This window comes from Microcoleus sp. A006_D1 (genome assembly GCF_036702805.1).
Taxonomy (GTDB): Bacteria; Cyanobacteriota; Cyanobacteriia; order Cyanobacteriales; family Microcoleaceae; genus Microcoleus.
In genome coordinates, this window is the sequence record NZ_JAUBVZ010000017.1 from 1 (window position 1) to 23,109 (window position 23,109).

At 45.1% G+C, this 23,109-nt stretch carries 22 protein-coding genes and 1 pseudogene; 14 read left to right on the forward strand and 9 right to left on the reverse strand.

Annotated elements, in window-relative coordinates; all coding sequences use genetic code 11:
* Positions 1–78: 78 nt before the first annotated feature.
* From QUB68_RS30000 to QUB68_RS23830, 5 genes and pseudogenes are all read left to right on the forward strand, one after another.
* Positions 79–189, forward strand: coding sequence for a type II toxin-antitoxin system HicB family antitoxin (locus QUB68_RS30000; protein WP_442923118.1), 111 nt, complete (start codon positions 79–81; stop codon positions 187–189).
* A 114-nt stretch (positions 190–303) separates the two neighbouring features.
* Positions 304–633, forward strand: a complete 330-nt coding sequence (locus QUB68_RS23815; protein WP_332997086.1) for a hypothetical protein — start codon at positions 304–306, stop codon at positions 631–633.
* On the forward strand, positions 618–857 hold the full coding sequence (locus QUB68_RS23820) for a DUF2283 domain-containing protein (RefSeq protein ID WP_332997088.1): 240 nt from the start codon (positions 618–620) through the stop codon (positions 855–857). The genes QUB68_RS23815 and QUB68_RS23820 overlap by 16 nt, the downstream gene beginning before the upstream one ends.
* A gap of 404 nt (positions 858–1,261) precedes the next feature.
* A complete protein-coding gene (locus QUB68_RS23825) occupies positions 1,262–2,668 on the forward strand; it encodes an NB-ARC domain-containing protein (protein WP_332997273.1) in 1,407 nt (468 codons plus the stop codon).
* Positions 2,669–2,877: 209 nt separating this feature from the next.
* A pseudogene (locus QUB68_RS23830) lies at positions 2,878–3,740 on the forward strand (Uma2 family endonuclease).
* 63 nt (positions 3,741–3,803) lie between these two features.
* Here QUB68_RS23830 and QUB68_RS23835 read toward each other — a convergent pair.
* Positions 3,804–4,301 carry a 2TM domain-containing protein gene (locus QUB68_RS23835; RefSeq protein WP_332997090.1) on the reverse strand — a complete coding sequence of 166 codons (498 nt, stop codon included), beginning with the start codon at positions 4,299–4,301 and terminating at the stop codon, positions 3,804–3,806.
* A 307-nt stretch (positions 4,302–4,608) separates the two neighbouring features.
* Positions 4,609–6,210 (reverse strand): outer membrane protein assembly factor BamB family protein, encoded by a 1,602-nt coding sequence (locus QUB68_RS23840; RefSeq protein ID WP_332997092.1) that lies wholly within the window; start codon positions 6,208–6,210, stop codon positions 4,609–4,611.
* A 127-nt stretch (positions 6,211–6,337) separates the two neighbouring features.
* Here QUB68_RS23840 and QUB68_RS23845 point away from each other — a divergent pair, with 127 nt between their 5' ends.
* The gene (locus tag QUB68_RS23845; RefSeq protein ID WP_332997093.1) at positions 6,338–8,425 is read left to right on the forward strand and encodes a thioredoxin domain-containing protein; all 2,088 of its coding nucleotides are present in this window, start codon (positions 6,338–6,340) and stop codon (positions 8,423–8,425) included.
* 165 nt (positions 8,426–8,590) lie between these two features.
* Here the strand turns inward: QUB68_RS23845 and QUB68_RS23850 are convergent, their stop codons facing one another.
* Both QUB68_RS23850 and QUB68_RS23855 read right to left on the reverse strand, forming a co-directional pair.
* Entirely contained in the window at positions 8,591–8,803 is a 213-nt protein-coding gene (locus QUB68_RS23850; RefSeq protein ID WP_106148990.1) for a helix-turn-helix domain-containing protein, read from the reverse strand.
* A 17-nt stretch (positions 8,804–8,820) separates the two neighbouring features.
* A complete protein-coding gene (locus QUB68_RS23855) occupies positions 8,821–9,033 on the reverse strand; it encodes a helix-turn-helix domain-containing protein (protein WP_106148989.1) in 213 nt (70 codons plus the stop codon).
* Between the two features lie 131 nt (positions 9,034–9,164).
* Between QUB68_RS23855 and QUB68_RS23860 the strand changes: the two genes are divergently transcribed.
* The 8 genes from QUB68_RS23860 to QUB68_RS23895 all read left to right on the forward strand — a co-directional run bounded on the left by QUB68_RS23860 (position 9,165) and on the right by QUB68_RS23895 (position 14,685).
* The gene (locus tag QUB68_RS23860; RefSeq protein WP_332997096.1) at positions 9,165–9,398 is read left to right on the forward strand and encodes a hypothetical protein; all 234 of its coding nucleotides are present in this window, start codon (positions 9,165–9,167) and stop codon (positions 9,396–9,398) included.
* Between the two features lie 111 nt (positions 9,399–9,509).
* Positions 9,510–9,830, forward strand: coding sequence for a hypothetical protein (locus QUB68_RS23865; RefSeq protein WP_332997097.1), 321 nt, complete (start codon positions 9,510–9,512; stop codon positions 9,828–9,830).
* 29 nt (positions 9,831–9,859) lie between these two features.
* Complete coding sequence (locus QUB68_RS23870; protein ID WP_332997099.1) at positions 9,860–10,201, forward strand: HNH endonuclease; 342 nt, start codon at positions 9,860–9,862, stop codon at positions 10,199–10,201.
* 63 nt (positions 10,202–10,264) lie between these two features.
* Positions 10,265–10,531 carry a DUF4926 domain-containing protein gene (locus tag QUB68_RS23875; RefSeq protein WP_332997101.1) on the forward strand — a complete coding sequence of 89 codons (267 nt, stop codon included), beginning with the start codon at positions 10,265–10,267 and terminating at the stop codon, positions 10,529–10,531.
* A gap of 236 nt (positions 10,532–10,767) precedes the next feature.
* Entirely contained in the window at positions 10,768–12,675 is a 1,908-nt protein-coding gene (gene dxs / locus QUB68_RS23880; protein WP_332997103.1) for a 1-deoxy-D-xylulose-5-phosphate synthase, read from the forward strand.
* 87 nt (positions 12,676–12,762) lie between these two features.
* Complete coding sequence (locus QUB68_RS23885; RefSeq protein WP_332997105.1) at positions 12,763–13,080, forward strand: hypothetical protein; 318 nt, start codon at positions 12,763–12,765, stop codon at positions 13,078–13,080.
* The gene (locus QUB68_RS23890; protein ID WP_332997107.1) at positions 13,077–13,445 is read left to right on the forward strand and encodes an aspartyl protease; all 369 of its coding nucleotides are present in this window, start codon (positions 13,077–13,079) and stop codon (positions 13,443–13,445) included. Before QUB68_RS23885 ends, QUB68_RS23890 begins: the two co-directional genes overlap by 4 nt.
* 4 nt (positions 13,446–13,449) lie before the next feature.
* Entirely contained in the window at positions 13,450–14,685 is a 1,236-nt protein-coding gene (locus QUB68_RS23895) for an NAD(P)/FAD-dependent oxidoreductase (protein ID WP_332997109.1), read from the forward strand.
* 175 nt (positions 14,686–14,860) lie between these two features.
* On the opposite strand, the gene QUB68_RS23900 is transcribed toward QUB68_RS23895, so the two are convergent.
* The 5 genes from QUB68_RS23900 to QUB68_RS23920 all read right to left on the reverse strand — a co-directional run bounded on the left by QUB68_RS23900 (position 14,861) and on the right by QUB68_RS23920 (position 22,981).
* Entirely contained in the window at positions 14,861–17,233 is a 2,373-nt protein-coding gene (locus QUB68_RS23900; RefSeq protein WP_332997111.1) for a sulfotransferase, read from the reverse strand.
* A 132-nt stretch (positions 17,234–17,365) separates the two neighbouring features.
* Positions 17,366–19,438, reverse strand: a complete 2,073-nt coding sequence (locus tag QUB68_RS23905; protein ID WP_332997113.1) for a Wzt carbohydrate-binding domain-containing protein — start codon at positions 19,436–19,438, stop codon at positions 17,366–17,368.
* Positions 19,439–20,230 carry an ABC transporter permease gene (locus QUB68_RS23910; RefSeq protein ID WP_332997115.1) on the reverse strand — a complete coding sequence of 264 codons (792 nt, stop codon included), beginning with the start codon at positions 20,228–20,230 and terminating at the stop codon, positions 19,439–19,441.
* Entirely contained in the window at positions 20,227–21,471 is a 1,245-nt protein-coding gene (locus tag QUB68_RS23915; RefSeq protein ID WP_332997117.1) for a glycosyltransferase, read from the reverse strand. Before QUB68_RS23915 ends, QUB68_RS23910 begins: the two co-directional genes overlap by 4 nt.
* 178 nt (positions 21,472–21,649) lie before the next feature.
* Complete coding sequence (locus QUB68_RS23920) at positions 21,650–22,981, reverse strand: glycosyltransferase family 2 protein (protein WP_332997118.1); 1,332 nt, start codon at positions 22,979–22,981, stop codon at positions 21,650–21,652.
* Between the last annotated feature and the right edge of the window lie 128 nt (positions 22,982–23,109).

Below are 23,109 nucleotides of genomic sequence, written 5' to 3' on the forward strand. Positions count from 1 at the left end.
AATTAATTATTAAATGGGGGCGAAAAATAAAAAACAAAGGAAATGCAGTTAATGCAATTTAAATGTTAAACAGCTTATGTGGCAGAATGTCCTGAAGTGGGAACTGCTAGCCAGGGTGAAACAATTGAAGGAGCGATCGCCAATCTGAAAGAAGCAACAGAACTCTATTTAGACGAATTATATTTTTAGAATGGTAAATTTTTAGGCGATCGCATTTTAGGATAGGAAGGGCGATCGCTCACTTGTCAGATAATTATGGTAATCTAAAAGTTAGATAACTAAGACTGGCAAGACTAGATAAGTGTGACAACACAATTTTTCTGTCCGTATCTCGACAGTGAGGTCGAACTCACAGAAGAGCGAGAGCAGCACATTGCTGAGACCCATCCCGATTTGCTACCAACTTATCAGGAAAGAATAGCTGAAACTCTAGCTGACCCAGATGAGGTTCGATGTGATTTACGTTTCGGCAATACTTTTCTATTTTCAAGGCAGTATGGTAAGGGTCGCAAGGGTAGATATGTTGTAGTAGCTGTTGTGAGTGATACAGTTCCCAGAGAACGCAATTGGATCGTGACAGCTTACCTGACAAAAACTGTTACCCAAGGAGAGATAATATGGCACAAAAACTAACTTTCAAATACGATGCTGTCGGCGATATTCTGTACATTAATAAGTGTTCGCCTTATGCAGAGCAAGAATCGCAAGAACTCGACTATGGAATTGTTGCTCGTCTCAATCCTGAAACTGAGGAAATTGAAAATATAGAAGTTATGTTTTTATCCAAGCGGTTTTTAGAGAGTAATGTATTTGAATTGCCGATTGTCGCAGACTTGCATTTGAGTCTGAAGGCTTGAGATTGTTGCGAAAGTGCGATCGCACTTCAGGAAAGAAAGGGCGATCGATCTTTTGCCAATCAGTAAATTCTACTTTGATCGCAAGAATATTGATTGCTGATTCCCTATCCACAATGGTTATACCCAATTCACAAAATCTTGCTATAACCATTGTGTAGGGTCGAGTGTAACGCCAGGTGCGTTGCTCAACCCTACAATTAATTGGAACTATTAGCAACCCATGTTTAGTACCTCATTACTAATTAACATTATTATGCCTGTATAAATAAAACTGTGTCAAGCCGGATAATATCGGAAAATGCCGGGAGTTTTATCAATCACAGTTTAGTAAAAAGTCAGATTTTATCTGGTAATATCGGAAAATGTCGGATACAATAGCTAAAACCCGCACACTACCGCGATCGATGGACGCTGAAGAAATTTTAAAATTTGCCGACAACCTTGTTTTCACCAAGACTGGAAAACACCTCGACAACGTGCAAGAGGCTATATTGCTTGGTGCTTGGCAATGTCAAAAATACCCGAAAATCGCAGAGGAAGCTCATTGTAGTGAAGGTCATGCTAGGGATGTTGCTTCGGAATTATGGAAAATACTTTCAGATGTATTAGGTGAAGCAGTTAATAAATCTAATTTTAAATCCACCTTGAAAAGGCAGCAATTTTCCATTGTTTCATCACATTACTGGAAAGATGTTGTACAGATTGGTAACGTTAATATCTGTCCAGAAACTTTCCAATCTCCAGAAGTTCCGAAAACCCGATCGCCCTCCGCCCCAGAAAACACCCAACCCGAAATACGCCAAGACTTAAGAGATGCACCAGATATCACCTCATTATTCTACGCTCGCACATCCGAACTCGCCACCCTACAACAGTGGATAGTACACGATCGCACCCGCCTAGTCGCAATATTAGGAATCAGCGGAATTGGCAAAACCAATCTCGCACTCCATCTCCTCCCACAAATCCAGCATCAATTTGAATATGTAATTTGGCGAAGTCTCGGCACATCCCCAACCCTCCATAATACCCTAAAAAGCCTACTTAAATTTTTATCTAATCTACCAGAAACCGAATTGCCAACAAGCACCGATGAACTGCTATCGCTGCTAATCGAAAAATTGCGATCGCACCGCTGCCTCATCATCCTAGACGACGTACAAACAATTCTCAGCAGCGGACAAATAGCAGGCAATTATCGACCAGAATATGAAAATTACAGCACCCTATTCAAACGTATTGGCGAAAATTGCCACAACAGTTGCTTAATCGTCAATAGTTGGGAACCGCCTAGAGAAATTGTCGCATTAAACAGAGAAAACGCCCGCGTTCGCACCTTACGACTTAACGGTTTAGGTGCAGCAGCGGGCGAAATACTCAGAGAAAAAGGTTTACTCGAACCGGAAAAATGGGAAACCCTGATTGACACTTACCGAGGTAATCCCTTGTGGTTGAAAATAGTTGCAGCCATGATTCAAGAATTATTTAGCGGGCGAGTTGCCGAATTCTTAAAATATGATACGCTATTCTTGGGAGATGAATTGAAAGCAAAATTGCAGCAGCAGTGCGATCGCCTATCAGAATTAGAGAAACAGGTAATGTGCTGCATCGCGAATCAAATAGAACCCATTTCAATTTCACAAATTCTAGAGAATGTGCAATTATCACCGGACGATTTATTCAATGTACTGCAATCTTTGGAAAATCGAGCATTGATTGAAAAACAAGAACAGCATAATCAGGCGCTGTTCAGTTTATCGCCAGTGATGAGACAATATGTGAAAAATGAATATTCTCGCGAGGGAAGATGAGATGCAATTTGTAACAATAAAATAGTAACGAGACCTCAAGAAAACTGCTACAATTATTAAATATAGGACTTACGCACGATGGTCAGAAACCGGGTTTTTTTACGAAAATACGCTGGGTGGCTCACAGATTAGGTAAAAAACCCGGTTTCTTTGGGCTGATGCGTCCAAGACTGAGATAAATAATCTAAATTTAATTAACTGTTACCGCTATGACTGCTTCTAAAACAAAAGCCTCGACCATAGCCAATCGACTGCCAGACCACACTCAATTGCCAGAATCCGAGGGAGATACAAACTATACACCAATAACCGATCGCCCTCCAGACCACACTCAACTGCCAGACGAAGACGGTACATTTGTGAAAAACTTTCAGGAGCATCCTCAAAGCATTCTGCTGACTGATTCCATCACCCCGCGATTGCAGCAGCGCCACCCCGATAATCAATATTGCATAGGTCAAGATTGCGGCATTTATTGGCGTTTAACAGACCCGACAGACAGAGGAGCTGAAGCACCCGATTGGTTTTATGTTCCCAACGTGTCGCCCTTAGTTGACGGTGAAATTCGGCGTTCTTACGTGATGTGGTACGAAGTTATCGCACCTTTAATTGTCATCGAATTTGTTTCGGGCGACGGCTCGGAAGAACGAGATGCAACTCCTAAGACTGGCAAATTTTGGGTTTACGAACAAGCACTTCGCGTGCCGTTCTACGCTATTTATGAAGTGAGTCGAGCCAGCGTAGAAGTGTATCAGTTGCTAACAGGTAAGTATCAGTTATTGCCAGCCAACGATCGCGGGCACTATCCGATTGGGCCTTTGGGTGTGGAATTAGGAATTTGGCAAGGACAGTATCAAAATGCGGAACTGCCTTGGTTGCGTTTTTGGGACGCAGAAGGCAATTTGTTGGAGAACGAGCCGATCGCGAGCAACAGCGTGCCGATCGCGAGCAACAGCGTGCCGAACAAGAGCAACAGGAGAAAGAATTGGCTCAACAACAGGCCGAGCAAGAACGACAGCGGGGCGATCGACTGGCCGCTCAATTAAGAGCTTTGGGTATCGATCCTGAGTAGTAAAATGCGCACCCGAAAGTGAGTAGTAAGGTGCGCAGTGCGCACCCTACGAGTGAGTGCATATCACGACTGCAACCACTTCATAAACTTATCAGTCGCAGTGCCGATCGACTGTCCCACCTGTTTCTTCAAACGCCACCGCTGAAATGCTTGTTCGTAATCTTCCCCTTCAGTTTGATAAACATTCCAAGCATTCAGCGACAATCCCAATCCCCACGTTAGTAAAATGAAAAGCGACCAAGAAAGCTCGTGAGAGCCTGCTAGATTGAACAAAACTAAAAAAGAATTGACAATGCCGTACTTTGTCACATTTTTCTGCAATTTGCCGCGACGGAAAGTGTTAAAAACCAGTTTTTCTTGAACTTCTCCTCTAGTCGCTAACCATTGCTGTTCCGCCGCCACAATATCCTGTTCGGAAATGCCCAATTCCGTTGCAATCTCGAAAAGCTGCACTCGGGAAAGTTCGCCTTCATCTTGTCGGCGGGCGATCGCAAGCTGTAAAATACCTTGAGCATCCTCAGAACCGTAAATTTGACTTATTTGACTGTCATTGGTACCCATATAACAAGTTTCCTATAATTCCTGACATTCTTTCTATGATAGAGATAACCGCTGTTAAACGGCAGGTGGTGACATTGGCGGATTTCAACACCCGGAAAATGCTGATACTAGATTGAACGGGCAAGATGCCCGTTCCACAAGATAATCTATTTGTTGTGGAACAGGCATCTTGCCTGTTCCTGATTTGTTGTGCAACAGGCATCTTGCCTGTTCCTGATTTGTTGTGGAACAGGCATCTTGCCTGTTCCTGATTTGTTGTGCAACAAGCATCTTGCTTGTTCCTGATTTGTTGTGCAACATATCAATTCTAACCTAAAGTATACATCCAGCCGTCTCTCGCGCAAATCCTCACAATTCCGTCCCAAACAACAGGCGTCGCCTCAAACGATAAACCCGGTTTAAATCTGCCAGATTCTTTTACCTTCAAACGGTAAAACTCGCCTTTAGCATTTTTCAAAGCATTCTTATCCCCAGACTTCGCTCGTTCCCACTTCAACTCAAACAAATAAACACCATTGTATCCCGCACTGATCAGTTTATTGCCATCGGTAAAAATCGGAGTTGAAATTGAAGAACCAATCTCTTTTTTAAACACGATTACCGGAGTATCGTAAGACTGATTTCGCCAAGGTACAAAATTCTTTTTACCTGTAATCATACCTTGAGAACCGATGTACAAATTGCCATCGATCGCATTTGTCGCAAAAAGAGTCGGGAACCCCTCTGGATTATACTCATCATTCAACGCCACCGAACCAATGATCCCACCTTCCCAGTCAGCAACTCGGCGATTTCCTGTAGGCAAAAACCATTCGACACAAGCACTAGAACCCGCATCCTTCTTAGGATTCAGCTTCAGCACTCCACCATTGCCTTGAATGTATTGTTTCTCAATCGCACAAAACAACTTCCCGGATTTAGAAATGACAACACTACCATCCAAATCCGAACCAGTATAAAAATTCCAGACTATCTTTTTAGATTTAACATTGATACCATAAATATGACCAGATCCAGCAGCTATAAAGATGCGATCTTTGAATCTAGCTGGAGATGATTCTGCCACCAAATTTCCCCCATGTTTGCTGATATCTGCTGCTGCATAAAGTTGTACTTCCGACAATATCTGCGGTTGCTTGATTCCTTGTTGGACTTTGGCTTTGCTGGCAGAACTATTGATAAAATAGCCGATCGCATTTTCCCCGGCATTGAACAACACGCCATCACCCAGATACAAAGCGCTGCTATCGTTATCCTGACTGTAGCTGGGCGTTCTCCTGATGTCCAATTTCCACAGTTCCTTGCCAGTTCTAAAAGACACTGCCCGAAAACTCGGCACAACATTTTTGCCACCTCCGCCGCTGCGGCTGCCCTGCAAAATCACAATTCTGTTTTCGGCGCTGGCTGTTTTGTCGATATAAATTGTGGATGAACCTTTAATGATATCATCAAATTCATAGCGCCAAACTTCTTTATTCGTCGCCATGTCTATTTTGTGCAAATAGTGGTCGAAAGAACCTATAATTAAATAAGTTTTGTCTCGGTCTCTGGTAATTGTGGGCTGTCCAGTCCAACCCGCGCCGCTCCAAATTTGCGATCGCCTTCCCAGAAAAGTCCGGCCGCTTCCTAGCTCAAATTTGTCGATTAACTTCAAACTTTTCGGCACACCTCGACCGTAAAATCTGCGCTGGTCGTTTCCTAAAAAAGTCGGAACGAATAATTCTACTTCGGGAACTACTTTTTTGGTCGGAACTTTGTTAGCATTAGTTTTTAATACAGGTTGGTTCGAGGGTTCGGCTTGGTTGGAGGATTCGGCTTGGCACTGTTTGAGAACAGCAGGAGGAACGGCCGCACTCAGCAAAAACTGTCCGAGCCGTTGATTGAAAATTCTCCGAGATGATAAACTCATTTTATCTCAAAAAAATTAGTGATAATATTAAAACATGATTGTCGCCAACAACTCAACTAAAACAGATCGCGCTAAACTGCTAAAGAACTGACAAGCTTACTCAGCACGAGTTAAATTATATTTGATTATGGTCAACCGTCTTGCTCAATCCCAAAGCCTTTACCTGCGGAAACACAGCGAAAACCCGATCGACTGGTGGCCCTGGTGCGACGAAGCCTTAGAAACGGCCCTCCGCGAAAATAAACCGATTTTCCTGTCAATTGGCTACTCTAGCTGCCACTGGTGTACAGTGATGGAAGGGGAAGCATTTTCGGATAGCGCGATCGCCCAATACATGAATTCGCACTTTATACCGATAAAAGTCGATCGCGAAGAACGCCCGGACATCGACAGCATTTATATGCAAACCTTGCAAATGATGACCGGCCAAGGCGGTTGGCCACTCAACGTTTTTCTCACCCCAGACGAGCGAATTCCCTTCTACGGCGGCACTTATTTCCCCGTAGAACCGCGCTACGGAAGACCCGGATTTTTAGAAGTTTTGCAAGCAATTCGCCGCTTTTACGACACAGACAAACGCAAATTGCAAGCCTTCAAAGCGGAGATTTTAGACAACCTCCAACAGTCGGCGGTACTGACAGCAGCAACCGCAGAATTAAATCGCGAAGTCTTCCAAAAAGGCTTAGAACTCAACACCGGAATTATTGCCGGCAGCAACCCGGGGCCGAGTTTTCCGATGATGCCCTATGCTGAGCTAGCACTGCGGGGAACGCGCTTCAATTTTGATGCAAAATACGACAGCAAACAAGTCTGCACTCAGCGCGGATTAGACTTAGCATTGGGCGGCATTTACGACCATGTAGCCGGGGGATTTCACCGCTACACGGTTGATGCGACTTGGACTGTGCCGCACTTTGAAAAAATGCTCTACGACAATGGTCAAATTGTTGAGTATTTGGCGAATTTGTGGAGCGCGGGAATTCAAGAGCCTGCTTTTGAAAGTGCGATCGCGCGGACAGTAGAATGGTTGAAGCGAGAAATGATTGCGCCGACTGGCTATTTTTACGCTGCACAGGATGCCGACAGTTTTAACACTTCCGAGGAAGTAGAACCGGAAGAAGGAGCGTTTTATGTTTGGACTTATGCCGAACTAGAACAACTGTTAACTGCTGAAGAATTAGCGGAAATTCAAGCACAATTTACTGTGACTCGTAGCGGCAATTTTGAAGGCAAAAATGTCTTGCAGCGCTACCAGCCAGGAAAACTCAGCGCCACGGTAGAAACAGCTTTAGCTAAACTTTTTGCTGTGCGCTACGGCGGCAATCCTGATACTGTGAAAACCTTTCCCCCAGCCCGCAACAATCAAGAAGCTAAAAACGACAGTTGGCCGGGGAGAATTCCGGCAGTTACTGACACGAAAATGATTGCTGCTTGGAATAGCTTAATGATTTCGGGTTTGGCGCGGGCGGCGGCTGTTTTTGGAAATTTGGAATATCTGGAATTAGCTGTGAATGCTGCTAATTTTATATTAGACAATCAGTGGACTGACGGGCGGTTTCAGCGGCTGAATTATGACGGACAATCTGCTGTGGCTGCACAGTCGGAAGATTATGCTTTGTTTGTGAAAGCTTTGTTGGATTTGCATCAAGGGAGTTTGACTTTAGGAAACGGGGATGAGGCTAAACAGTTGCCAAATTCTCAGTTTTGGTTGGATAAAGCGGTGCAGGTACAAGATGAGTTTGATGAGTTTTTGTGGAGTGTGGAATTGGGAGGATATTACAATGCTGCTAAGGATGTTAGCGGAGATTTGTTGGTGCGGGAACGCAGTTATATCGACAATGCAACTCCGGCGGCGAATGGAATTGCGATCGCCTCTTTGGTTCGCTTAGCGTTGCTGGCCCCAAATTTAGAATATCTCGATCGCGCTGAACAAGGTTTGCAAGCTTTCAGCAGTATTATCCGAGATTCTCCCCAAGCTTGTCCTAGTCTGCTTTCGGCTCTGGATTGGTATCAGCATTCTACCCTAATTCGCACGTCGCCCGACCAGATTTCGGGGTTGATTTCGCAGTATTTTCCGACTGCTGTTTGTCAGATTGAGGCTGATTTGCCTGAAGGTATTGTCGGGTTAGTTTGCGAGTGTTTGACTTGCAAAGAACCTGCGAAAAGTCAAGAGCGGCTGTTAGCAGAAATTCAGCAAAGTCAAACGCGAGGATAGAAGATCGGGCGGTTGAAACCGCGTCTATACAAACAAAACCCACCTCCGTGGGTTGAAGACAAAGGCGGTGAAAATTACGTTGTACGTTATTTTCTTAAGTCCGCGCACCATCCGGACATCGTTTGTGTAGACGCGGTTTCAACCGTACGTCCGCATCTGCGCCCCTCAATCTTCCAAAATCTCGACTAAATCTTCCATCGTCACGTCGAAAGCGCGGGCGATTTTGTAGACAGCAGAAAGATCGACTGTGTTTAAAGCATCGCGCTGAACGTAGCTTCTGACAGTGTTGTAATTGACTCCGGATCGATCGGCAACTTGCTTTAGCGTCCAACCCTTTTGCTCAGCTAGTTCTCGAATCCGCAGCCTCACGTAGCCCATTAGCCCGATCGCCCCTACTATTCCAAAAACTCGACTAAATCTTCAATCATTACGTCAAAAGCAATAGCGATTTTCTGAACGGCGCTAAGGTCAACCGTACTCATCCCGTCATCCCGTCTAGCATAGCCCTTAACCGTGTTGTAATTAACGCCAGAGCGATCGGCTACATCTTGCAGCGTCCAGCCCTTTTCTTCTGCCAACTCTCGAATCTTTAGTCTAACTCGCCCCATTTTGCCCTTGACAACAGGTTAGTATCAACCTTATATTAAAAACAATTCAAAACGATCGCCCTAGGAGCCTGGAAAACTTAAGGGCGACCGCTTTTCTACCACACCCCACAAACGTGGGGAACGATTACCCTATGATACCAACATCAAAGCCAAAATTAAACATTCATCCCTGGTGCATCGTGCGCCAACTCCCGAATATGCAGCGATTGGTTGTGGCGCGCTTCCACCGTCGTGGCGATGCTGACGGCTATATTCAGATTTTACGGCGGTTGTTGCCAAATACTAAACACGCGATCGTCTTTGATACGACTGGGGCCGAGAAATTGCCAGAAGTGCGATCGACTGAGTTAGAGCGAATGTTGTAATTTTGATGGGGGCGATCGTATTTGATGATAAGTGCGATCGTCCCTTCTGCAAATTCACTTAGCAACTTATAAGCTACAATATTCCAAGAGTATCTACGAGCTTTAATTCCTATGAATACTCAATTAATGGTGAAACCTTCCTCCTTAATGCTCCAAGGCCTTAAAATGGTAGAGTTTGGGAATATTTACTTATTCAGATTTACCGACGATCTTCAATCTCGCATGGAAGAACTGCTAGAGAGAAAAAAAGTAGATTTACTAACTGCCGATGAAATTCCAGAATTAGCTGGCATCATCGAACTATCTCGAATTTTTACATTGATTAATGCCCAACTTTCCACCCAAGCTAAATGGTGTCCGATCGCACTCGACAACTTATACGACAACGAGCTAAATATCTCTGCGAATACTGCCACTCTCCAGAATACCTAAGCCCAGATCGCTTTACAATAGATCATCTCATGCCCAAATCTCTCGGCGGATCTGATGACACAGAAAATTTGGCATTGGCTTGCCGTCGCTGCAACGAACGCCACTACAATTTTACCAAAGGAATTGACCAGGAAACTCAGCAAGAATTTTTCTTGTTTAATCCTCGTCAGCAGCAGTGCTCAGAGCATTTTATCTGGACAGCAGATGGTCTAAATATTGTCAGTAAAACTCCAGTAGGTCGAGCAACTTGCAATCGCCTCGATCTTAACGATCAACGTTATGATGAAGAGGATTCGATTCGGCGATCGCGCAGTTTTTGGGTAGAAGGCGGTTGGCATCCACCAGCGGAAGATCCTCGTCAATTAGAATGAGCAAAATCCCTCAATTAAACTTGACTTCTGCTATGTTATATTCCATAAAAGAGGTATCCAAAAATGAATTTCATAATTAAACTGCTTGATGTCGTTGCATTACTAGAAGACTTACCAGAACAGGGCTTATATCGCGGTCAAGTGGGAACAGTAGTTGATGAATACGATGCAGAATTTGTTGAGGTTGAGTTTAGCGATTTGCAAGGTTGTACCTACGCGCTAGAAGCTTTTAGCAAGTTGCAGTTAATGATTTTGCATCACAGTCCGCTTGCAGAAACCAAATGGCTAAAAAGTCAGCCATCATTACAAAAACCAGTTTTAAATCGCTAATAATCCGTGCAGCTAACAGTTACCCGTCAGCAGCTAAAAACATAAGCTTTTTTTATATTGACTGAGCCGAATTTATTAACTATAATTACCAGACCAAAAATAACAAAATTTTTACGCCTAACACTTTTCTCAAATAACAGGTAAACTATTCTAACGTTTGCGCGTACCGAACGCCGCAGGCATAACCTATATCTGTTAAGGATTCGTCCTAATTCTTAGGAGCAGGATTTTAAAATATGCATCTCAGCGAACTGACTCATCCAAACCAATTACACGGCCTGTCGATTCATCAACTCGAACAAATTGCCCGACAAATTCGAGAAAAGCATTTAGAAACTGTAGCCGCTAGCGGCGGCCACCTCGGCCCCGGATTGGGTGTAGTCGAACTCACCTTAGCACTCTATCAAACCCTAGACCTCGATCGCGACAAAGTTACCTGGGATGTCGGCCACCAAGCTTATCCGCACAAATTGATCACCGGCCGCTACAACAAGTTTCACACCCTACGCCAAAAAGACGGCGTTGCAGGCTACCTCAAGCGCTGCGAGAGCAAATTTGACCACTTTGGCGCCGGTCACGCTTCTACAAGCATCTCCGCAGCCCTGGGAATGGCGATGGCGCGCGACCTTAAGGGCGAAAACTTTAAAACCGTAGCAGTCATCGGCGACGGCGCATTGACTGGCGGCATGGCACTCGAAGCGATCAACCACGCGGGCCATATGCCGAAAACCAATCTGATGGTAGTGCTCAACGACAATGAGATGTCAATCTCGCCCAACGTCGGCGCAATTACCCGCTATTTGAACAAGATGCGACTCTCGCAGCCGGTGCAATTTCTCAAAGATAACTTAGAGGAACAATTCAAACAAATTCCGTTTGTTGGCGAAACATTTACTCCAGAAATGGAACGCCTCAAAGAAGGGATGAAACGGTTAGCCGTGTCGAAAGTTGGAGCCGTAATTGAAGAATTAGGCTTTACTTACATGGGGCCGGTAGACGGACACAATTTGGAAGAGTTAATTGCTACTTTCAAACATGGTCATACCATCCAAGGCCCGGTGTTGGTTCACGTGGTGACGGTGAAAGGTAAAGGATATGCGATCGCCGAAAAAGACCAAGTAGGATATCACGCCCAAAATCCCTTTAACTTAGCCACCGGCAAAGGCATTCCCTCCACCAAACCCAAGCCTCCAGCTTACTCAAAAGTCTTTGCCCACGCCCTGGTCAAGCTAGCACAAGATAATCCGAAAATTGTCGGTATTACCGCCGCAATGGCAACCGGAACTTGCCTGGATAAACTTCAGGAAAAACTGCCAAAACAGTACATTGATGTCGGGATTGCCGAACAGCACGCTGTGACTTTATCTGCTGGTTTGGCCTGCGAAGGAATGCGCCCGGTTGTAGTAATTTACTCGACATTTTTGCAGCGGGGATACGACCAAATAGTTCACGATGTCTGCATCCAAAACTTGCCTGTTTTCTTCTGTTTAGATCGAGCCGGAATTGTCGGTGCTGATGGCCCAACCCACCAAGGAATGTACGACATTTCCTTCTTGCGCTGTCTGCCAAATATCACAATTATGGCGCCAAAAGACGAGGCAGAATTGCAGCGGATGGTAGTCACGGGAATCAACCACACCAGCGGCCCGATCGCCATGCGTTACCCGCGTGGCAACGGTTACGGCGTGCCTCTGATGGAAGAAGGTTGGGAAGAATTGCCGATCGGCAAAGCGGAAATCCTCCGCAACGGCGACGACGTGCTGATATTAGGTTACGGTTCAATGGTTTATCCGGCGATGCAAACCGCCGAGATGTTGAGCGAACACGGCATCGAAGCAACTGTGATCAATGCGCGTTTTGTCAAGCCTTTAGATACCGAATTAATCTTGCCTTTGGCACAACGAATCGGGCGAGTTGTTACTATGGAAGAAGGCTGTTTGATGGGCGGTTTCGGTTCAGCAGTAGCCGAATCTTTGATGGATAACAATATCCTCGTACCGCTGATGCGGCTGGGCGTACCAGATACATTGGTAGACCACGCTACACCAGAACAATCCTTTGCAACATTGGGTTTAAATCCGTCGCAAATGGCCGATCGCATCTTAGCAACATTCAGCCGCAAACAGTCACCCGTTAGCGTCTAATTAGTTATGATTGTAGGGTGCGCACTGCGCACCTTACCATCTAGTTTGTGGCATGATATGATTGAGAGAAGATAGGGAGAATCAACAATGACTAACGTAAAACCTAATCGTACAGTACGGCGCGGCAGATTATTCCCCGAAATCCAGTGGTCAGAAGAAAAGAAAGCCCAGTGGCGCGCTGAAAGAGAAGCATTTTATCAGCGCTGCAAACCAATTTTCGATCGCCTAAAACCAGAATTAATTGAGACTCACTACAATTGGTACATGGCAGTTGAACCAGACAGCGGGGACTATTTTATCGACAAGGATGATATGGTGGCTGGAAAAATAGCTCATGAAAAATACCCCAAAGCTAAATTGCACGTCTTTCGGATCAATGAAACCGGAGTTTGTGGCACGATATGATTGAAGGAAGATTTGGTGATGAGGATGAGCTATTTTTTGAAATTGATTTGATTGCGGATAACGGCTTAGAATTACCTGTTGATGCCCTGCTAGATACAGGTTTTTCAGGCTGGCTAGCAATGGACATTCAGGATTTAGAGGGACTTGATTGGACATATCTAAAACAAGAAAAAATGCGAACAGCTAAGGGAGAATTTTATTTTGAACTTTATGCAGGAAAAATCAGTATAGACGGTCAAGATTTTGACATTCCCGTTCATGTCGGTGACGGAGTACCAGAATTTTTAATCGGTGGCCAATGGCTAAAAAATCGGCGATTAGTCGTCGATATATCTTCAGGTATTTTGACTTTAGGAGCAAGTTAATTAGGTGCAGGAAAAAATCAAAACTTTTGATATAGTAATAGTAGGAGCAGGCCCCGCAGGCGGCCACTGTGCGAGAATTCTAGCCAAATCCGGCCGCAAAGTCTTGCTTGCAGAACAAAATGATAATTTTAATAAAAATGACTTTTCCAGCGCCGCCACCCCCCTAGAAACCCTATCTCAATTCGATTTACCCGTATCAGTCATCGGCAGTTTTTGGCACAAACTTACTATTGAAACGACCAAAGTCAGTCAGACTTGGGAATCTCCCGAAAACTTGGGCGTTGTACTCAACTTTGCTAAATTTAGAGCATTTTTAGCCGAGGAAGTCGAGCGATTTGGTGGTGAAGTTTGGCTGGGTTGTCGCTACACCAGACATTCGCAAGCCAACGGTGAAACCACAGTTGAATTTAAACAGTTATCCGACGGTCAACTTATCAAAGTTAGCACCAAAGTCTTGGTTGATGCGACTGGCTTTGCTAGGGCGATTATGTACGACAAAGAAAATGATAAGCCTAATTTTTTGTCGGGAACCGGAATCGAATATTTGATTGAAGTTGAACCGGAAATTTACAATAAATATGCCAATGATTTAATCTTCTTTTTGGGCGATAAATGGATGCCGAAGGGTTATTCTTGGATATTTCCCATGGAACAAAACAGGCTGAAAGTCGGTGCGGGCCGCATTTTTTTAGATGCTAAAACCCTCAAAGATTTGTCACCTCTGAAAAAATATATTGATTTGCTGATTGATGAATATCTGAAGTCGAAAAGTTATCAGATTATTGACAAACACGGTTCGACGCTGAAGTACAGTCGCGGTTTGCAGGATATTTATTGCAAGGATAACATAATTGCGATCGGCGATACTGTCTCGACAGTGAATTTTTTGGGCGGCGAGGGTATCAGACACGGAATGGATGGCGCCGAAATCGCGGGAAAATACATTGAAAAATATTTGGAGGGGAAAATCTCAGATTTTGCGGATTATGAGACGCAAATGCACCGCAAGTTCGATAAAAAATGGAATATTTCGGAAAGGTTGGCGGTGAGAAAGTATATTGATGATGTTAATGATGAACTCACAGATAAAATGATTTCTTATTTAAAGTACATGAAAACTGAAGATGTGATGGATATTTTATTTGATTATAAATTTGAGAAGATTTCGAGAGGATTTGGCGGTTATTTGTGGCGTAAATTTCAGGTTTTGGTACAGCGGCTGAGAAAGTCGCTGGGTTAGGGCGGGTTTTGTAATGAAATTGTCTGCTTTTGGTTGATATTGCTAGCTAAACCCGCCCCTACAAGTTAGCAGCGATTTCACTTGTAGGGTGCGTCAGTTGAAAAATTTTTGATTGAGTTGAAAATCTCTGGGTGACGCACCCTACAAATCTGCTGTCAGGGTTTAAAAAGGGTTGTCACCACGTCAATCTATTTTCGGGGGTAATTTGAAGGCGCGGGAGCGACATTAAAGAATCGTCAAAACTGCTAAAGTTAGACCCGTAGGATACACCAAAATTATACCCAGTCGCTCCGATTAAATGCTCTACAATTTTATCGACATCCCCGTAGGGATAAGCAAAACATTTAACAGATTTTCCTAATCCCCGTTCCAAAATTGCGCGGGATTTTGCTCCTTCCCGCACAATTTCTGCGGGCGACAATGCCGTCAGAGCCTGATGAGTAGCAGACATGGAACCGAATTCAATTCCTGCATCCTGCATTTGCAGAATTTCCGGCCATCCCATTAACGGTACTTCTGGAAATTCGGCTTTTTCCCAACTATTTGTCTTTCCTATCGACTCCGCTACTAGAAACACAGTTGCTCTAAAATCAAAGCGTTTTAGCAAAGGGAAAACATAGGTTAAAAAGTCGAGATGGCCGCCGTCAAAAGTCAGCAGTACGGCTTGGCCTGGTAAAGGAGTTTTAGTTAGTTTCGCTTTTTCCCAATCTTCCCAAGTCGCAGTGTAATAACCATTTTCTTTGAAATACTGCAAATCTTGTTCCAAACACTGCGGAGTAACTGCATTTAAACTATCGGGAGAAATGCGGCGGTAGGCGATAATTGGCAGTTGGTCTGTAACGCTTTCATTGTCGAAAACTTGCGGTTTCACCGAGTGCGCGATTTCTCTACGAGGCGATTTTTGCCAAATGATTTCTGGTGCGTAAAATACTTGCTTTTGTAACTCGTTTTCTCGGGGAATTTGCATTATCGGTTCCCCCGCGATTGCTGCCGAGTTGGCTAGTTCCCGCAGCGCCTGCGCCGGGAGTGCGGCGCGACGGCTGACACTGGTTCCTGTGGCACCACCTCGCCTACCAAACATCACTGCATCTTGCGGGTAAATGCCCCCAGAACCCTCTGCGTTCAACCAGTCGGGCTGATTCGACCTTTGTTGAGCAGCAGAGGCTAAGCGCGATCGCAGCGATGGCTCACTATCCAAGGGTTTTCCCAGCAATGCTTCTCGCACGGCGGCGACGCACAACTCAAAACCGATATTTCGAGTAATTGTCGATCGCACTTTTTGAGCAGAAACAAAATTATTTTCCACCCCAACCGTGACAATACCGATAGCAACACCGCCTACTTTTACTAGCACGTCAATTTCTGAAAGCTCAACTTTGATGTTAGGCAATTCGGCGCTGACTTCCACAGCAATCAAGTCTTTTTCCAGGCTAATTGTTAGTGCTTCATCCGCGGTTTCTGGATTGTAAAAATCATCATCAAGGCTATGCGGGTGGTTCCAGATTTCCTGTAAAAATAGCGTCCATTCAAGTTGCAGAGTTTCTGGATTGTGTTGAAAAAAGCGATCGAGAATTTGCCAAGCAAACTGGGCTGCGATCGCATCCGCCAACACCGCGCCCGCCACCATCCCGTTGCACGCGGGCAATTCAACGGTTCCCAGTTCATTGCCTTCTAGTAGAATTGTACAGCACAGGCGATCGCATATTTGTGGAACAGCAATATCCGAAATCAATTCGCTCACTTCCACCGCAACTTTGTAGGCAACTTCCGAATTTACCCAGTCGATATGAGTTAAAATCTCTTGAATTTCACTTTCTTTAAAATATTTATGATATTTGTGAACTTTAGCAAGTGTTATATCCCTTTCAATGCCTTGATGCCAAGGTTTATTTAAACTATAATTAGCTGCTTTTTTCTTATAATCAGTCAGCATCCCCGCGTCATAATCGATACCAATAAAATTACAAATATTTTCTAAAACTGATTTTTTGTTTTCTACAAGTTCCTCATATTTAACCAATATATGATTGGAAGCATTAACATACTTATAGCTAATTAACTCCGCATTTTTCCAGGACTCGATACAGTGGTTTAAATCCCAACCACTACCCCACAAATCGTTAAAATTCCTAGTAGCTTCATACAGAGAAGCTATGGTATCCATACCGTTTCGCAAAATATGTATAAACTTAACATCCGGCGCAAATCTCTCTATATCCTGAATAAAATGTATGTGCTCCGGCGTTTTTTCTAACCAAATGCTTTTATTTTCTTCCGCTGCTAAACCATCTAAAATCCCGATAAACCAACTAGCCTTAGTTTCCACACTTTGACTGTCATCAAAACCTTTCAAAAGTTCAGGGCGCTTAATCTCATCGTTAAAAAAAGCTTCCATCCTCATTGGCAACTTTCCCGCGAACAAATCGTAAAGTAAATAGTGAAAGAATTTCGATTCAGGAAAAGAAATAATTTCCGGATTAGAGGCTAACAAACTTTGAAGAATTGTCGTACCGCTGCGAGGACATCCCACTAAAAATATTCGTTTCATTGTCATAATTTATCAATGATTTGTGGATCGTGATTTAGGCAAAGAGTGGTGGACAACCATACTTATAGTGTTTTCTGTGCGGCGTCCGCCACCTACTCAAAATCGCGCTATCTGCGATTCAAAACTATTTACTTAACTCCAAGTAAAATCCTCCTTCAACAAATCAGAAAGTTGCTGATTGTAAGGCTGAAAATAATTGGTTAATTGTTGTTCGAGTTCCGCAGGCATTTTGTTGTAATCCTCAGCACTATTAATCTCATATTCTTTAATTGGAATCGCACTGACATCCAAAAAATCTAAGACTTGTGAAAAAACTTGGCTGGTATTTGCTTGAAAATCTTCGCTTTTGAGAATTAGCAACTGTTTTCTCGGAAAATAATCGAGCCAATTCTTGATTTGTTCGACATAAATTCCCCGCGACAAATAGGAATAATGTTGGTGGTTGAAACTGTAATAACCCTCATCGGCTTTGATTTTTTCAATTTCACCTTTTAGCCTGTCTGGTTCAGAGGCGATCGCCTTTTCAAACTCCAACTTTTCGCAGCCTACTGCCACTTCTAAATGATAGTGCATCCACGCTCGTTTTACCGGGTTTCGCAGCATTAAAATCAGCTTGACATCCGGGAAAGACTTGTAAACTCGCTCGGCTACCAAAGGATGATAAATGTAGTAGGGAGTCATTTCCCACAGCAGTACCCTGTCACCCGCGACACTCCGCGTCAACTGTTTGCTATACCACTCGACGCCACGCTCGAAATTCAACTCAAAAAAGTGTGCTTGTCTGGCACCTTCTTTGATAATTTGCAAGTGATTTTCGAGGTAGCCGTATAATGCCTCCGTGCTGCATTTTTGACCGCCAATAATTAAAAAATCCGGTGATTGCTTATTTTTCAACTGAGTCGAAATCTTGGCATAGCTGGGATTATTCTTATTCAAAGCGTGAACTTTCTCAGCTTTTTCGGGTAAATCCAGTACCTCCATTTTGCCGTCAAATTCCCAGCGGTAGGGCGGACAAAGAATCGTTTTTTGGTGTACAGTCGATCGCACGTACAGCGGATAAACGTGCCAGTGATAATCGTAAGCATAGGCCCAACCCTTCTCGTAAACCCCAGCATTTATATAATACTGACCGTTGCCTAAATCCAGCCTGTCTACGTGCAGCCGGATTTTACCTTTACCTTCTGCTAGCGGAATCAACCGCCCCATTTGATTAGTATTAGTTTCAAAACAACTTTGACCGTCTTCGCGGCTGATTGTGACGCCAAATATTGCAGCACCAATCGGTTTTGACACCGAATAATGAATTTCAATAGTAATAGCATCGCCGCTGTCTATTTCTTCATCTGGCAACACTTTTACATCAGTAATTTCTACTTCCAAAGAACCAAAACGGTTTTGATTGACTCGCAGTTGCAAACCCGTACTTGTAACTTCAGGAGGACGCATGGGAGTGCGCTTGTCAGTTTCCGATCGCATTTCCGACAAATACTGACCCACTACCACTTCCCTGTCGCCGTAAGCCATGATTTTACCTTCCCGCAGCCACAAAGCTCGATCGCACAATTTTTGAATTTGCGCCGCATTGTGAGAAATCAAAACAATCGCACAGCCTTGATTTTTAAACTCTGCTATTTTATTCAAACATTTAGTTTGAAAAGCCACATCACCAACCGACAAATGTTCATCCACTAACAGCACTTCCGGATCGGTGTGAACCGCTACCGAAAAAGCCAACCGCATTCGCATTCCCGTACTGTAAGTCCGCATCGGGCTGTCGATAAACTTTTGTAATTCTGCAAATTCCACAATATCGTCAAAGCGGCGCGCTGCTTCCCGGCGAGTCAAACCCGCCACCACCGCACCCACAAACACATTTTCTCTGCCCGTTAAATCAGTGTGAAAACCCGCACCCAAATCCAACAAACCGCCAATTCGGCCGTTAACTTTAATCGTTCCCTCCTCAGCGCAGCCGATACCGCCCATTAGTTGCAGCAGCGTCGATTTTCCGGCTCCATTTTTACCGAGAATTCCCAGCATTTCGCCAGCAGAAACACTAAAACTGATATCCCGCAGCGCCCAAAAATGTGCTTTTGGTTTCATCCGCCACCAGCCCCACAAAGCGGCCTCCATAATCGTAAAAGGTCGATCGGCACTGTAGCGGTTGAAACGTTTACCCAAACCCTTGACAACAATAGCTTGACGCATTTACAATTCCTCCACAAATCGATCGCTTTGCCTGTTAAAAATTCCCAGTCCGATCGGCAAAAGAACAGCCACAACCAAGCTCAAAATTAGCAGAGATTGCCAGTCCGGCTGCGTACCTTTGAGCAGTATTGCCCGGTAAGCTTCAATCAGCGGCACCATCGGATTTAACTGATAGAAAGGCTGAAATTCTTTGGGCACACTTTTGAAATCGTAGAAAATGGGAGTCAGATAAAAAAGCATCTGCAACAACACCCCCAAAGTGTGCTGCGTATCGCGGAAAGTAACGTTCATCGCAGCGAGGGGATAAGCCAAACTCACCGTCAAAATGAATTGAATCACCATCAAAAGCGGCAGGGCTAACAGCGCCGAATTTGGCTGTATCCCATCAATTGCTAAAAAGATAATTAGCACCGGCAGCGCCAGCAAAAAGTGAATCAATCCGGTGGTAGTTGTGACTACAGGCAAAATAGCTGTCGGAAAATTCGGCTGTCTGATTAAAGCCAGGTTGCCAGTAATTAGTCCCGTCGCTTGAAACAGCGCCGTTTGAGTCCAACTCCAAATTAACAAACCGCTGAAAGCAAAGGAAGAAAACTGCGGAATGTTCACCGGAATTACTGTTCGGAATACAAAAGAAAAAACAGCCAACTGCAACAGCGGATTGATCAAAGTCCAAGCAATTCCTAGGGTCGATCGCTTGTAAAGTAATTTCATATCGCGATCGACCAACTCGCGCAGCAAATCGAAAAAATGAGCAATTTGGCGCCGATTTACCCGTTTTACCGCATTTATCACTGTACACCACCAACAATTACCGGCTGTTCAACTAACTGCGATTCCTGGCTTGGGATAGCCGCCAACTCCTGAGCTTGCAACTGCGCTTTCCTGTAACTAAAAGGACTTTGCAGAGCTCCTAGCAACTCGTTCACCAGCAATTTGCGGGGTAGCCAGCCCGGACGCAGCAACTTGTCCAGCATCCACCCGCCGATCCAGTGAACGCCAGCAAAATACAAAATTTCCAGGCGGCTGACTGTACGGTTGCGATCGCACGTCAGCAAATAAGCCCCAAAACCGCGCCCATTATCCATTAACTGCTTGCTCAAAGCCTCGCCGCTGCGCCTGTGTACGTGCCACACAAAAGCTCTGGGATCGTAAAAAATCGAGTATCCCTTAGCCAAAATCCGGTGAAACATCTCGATATCGCCACCGCCCCGAGTCGCAGTCCCCACATCCAAAGCCGGGTCAAAATTGCCCACTTCCGCGAACACCCGGACGCGGAAAGCCATATTCGCGCCGACGCCGTAAGCGCTCGACCACAACAACTCCCGCGTCGAGAGCTTGCTACCATCAACTTTAAAGCTGTGGGCGTATTGCAGCATTCCGCCATAGCCCAATTCAAATTGAATTTGAGCCTCTGTTTCCAATTCCGCCGGCGCCACTAAACCGCTAACAGCCATAATTTCCGGGTCAGCAAAACCCGCAGCAATCCCTCGCAGCCAACCGACATCGGGCCGCACGTCGTCATCTGTAAAAGCCACAATCTCGTGGCTGGCCTCAGCGATGCCGCGATTGCGCGCCCAATCCAATCCTGGCCGTTCTTCCTTGACGTAGCGTACAGGCAATCGCGCCACCAATTCAGCCGTGCTGGTGTTGGAAGGAGCGTTGTCTATGACGATAATTTCGCGATCGGGATAGTCCACGGCCAGAATTGCTTCCAAAGCGCCTTTGAGCAAGTCCGTGCGATCGCGCGTGCAGATGACCACGCTAATCGGTGGCAGCGGATGGTTTGGCTCTGCTTTGAGCCCCAACTGTTGACCGAGAATTGCTTGCGTCAATTCCTGACCTGTTTGCGCCACAATTGTCGATCGCACCCGCTCTGCCGGAATAATTTCCTGCCAAGGGTTATTCAATATTTCTACCCATTTCAGAGGCGTTCCCCCGTAGCACACCAAGATGCGGATTTTTTCATATTTCTCCAGTCCGCGAATCGGATGAATCGGTTCAGAAAACTCAATTTTCAGCAGTTTTATTCCCATAACTTGCTCCTAAACAGTTGACAGTTGACAGTTGACAGTTGACAGTTGCATAACCCGAATCAAACCATTGATACAGTACGGGTATCGGCTCTATTCATGAAGTTATTTATGTCCTCACCGATGTGGCGGTTGCTATAACTTAAAATCTCCATCTTGACTAACGACTAATGACTAATGACTAAGGACTAAGGACTAAGGACTGCTGACTATCGATTAACTCATAATTCTCAACAGCAATTAGAGGCTTTTCTAGATCCGTTCCAGCACTTTTCGGCATACCGTTAGCCGCCATCGCCGCTAGCAATCGATCCGAAACCGAAGTTGCCAGAATTGAACGCAGGTGGACGCCCCGCAGCGGCTCGATACCGAATTGAGGAGGAATGTGGCCGACCGGCAGTTCACCGTAACGCAGATAAATGCCATCGGGCCGTTCAGCGTCGATCGACCTTTCTGCTGCTTCCCAACCTTGCTGCAAATCGATCTCAATTTCGCGATCGCTCAAATCGGCCCTGGCCGGCCCACCTTGCATAAAACTCGCAATTGCCGATCGACTTTTCAACTCGTCCATCACCCCCCGGAAATACCAATAACCGCGCAATTTTGCCCGCAGCCACCGCCAAGTCAGTCGCATCCCCAAGCTTTGCAACAAATCAAGAGATTTCCTCAGTCCCGCAGCCAGAAAATCCACAGCCGCCGGCCAGAAAAAAGCCACCGCCACCAAAAGTTTATCCACCAGCGAATAAGGAGTTTCGTAGTCCTTTACGTGCAGGAGCGGTCTGATTTCCGGGTGTCGCTTACCGATCAAAACATCCGATCGCCCTTCTTGACGACAGCGGCGAAAAGAGCGATCGAGATTGTTAGTTTCGTGTTCGTAATGATAGCCCAGTGCTTCATTCGCCATCACAAAAGGTACATTAGCTTTCAGCAAACGTATCCCAAACTCGTAATCTTCCCCGCCGCAGTTTCCAAAAGCCGAATCGAAGCCATCGAGCCGAGCAAACAGTTCCGCATCCAGAGAAAGATTGCCGCTGAGCAAATCTCGGTACTCGAATCGATGCTCGGGGTTGCTCATCTGATAAAATTTGTCCTCCCACCAAGCCCGCACTTCCACATCAAAAAATCTAGTTCCTCCCTGCAACTTGGGCGGATAAATGCCCATGACAGCACAGCCCCGACGTGCTTGGTGAGTGCGGACGTGGCTTTCTACCAGTGGCGCCATTGCTTCGATATCGTCATCCAGAAATAGCAACAATTCTCCGGTAGCCGCTGCTGCTCCTGTATTGCGAGCAATTGAAGCACTCCGGCAATTTACCTCGATCGCGTGCAGTTTAAACGGAGCTTTGTAGTCTTGCAGCATTGCCAAAGTATCGTCAATGCAGCTATCTGCGACTACTGTCACTTCCATGAGGTCGATCGGATAACTCTGCAAGTGCAAAGCATCAAGAGCGCGCCGCAGGGAAGCACTGCGATTGTGAGTCGGAATAATTACGCTAACTGTGAGATTTTCCATATTCATATTCCAGGTGATTGGTAATTGGGATGTTGAAGTGATTAGTCCTTAGTTTTTAGTCCTCAGTCCTCAGTCATTAGTCACAACGAAGCAGGAAGAATAAAGAGGGAAAAAACAGCGATCACTAT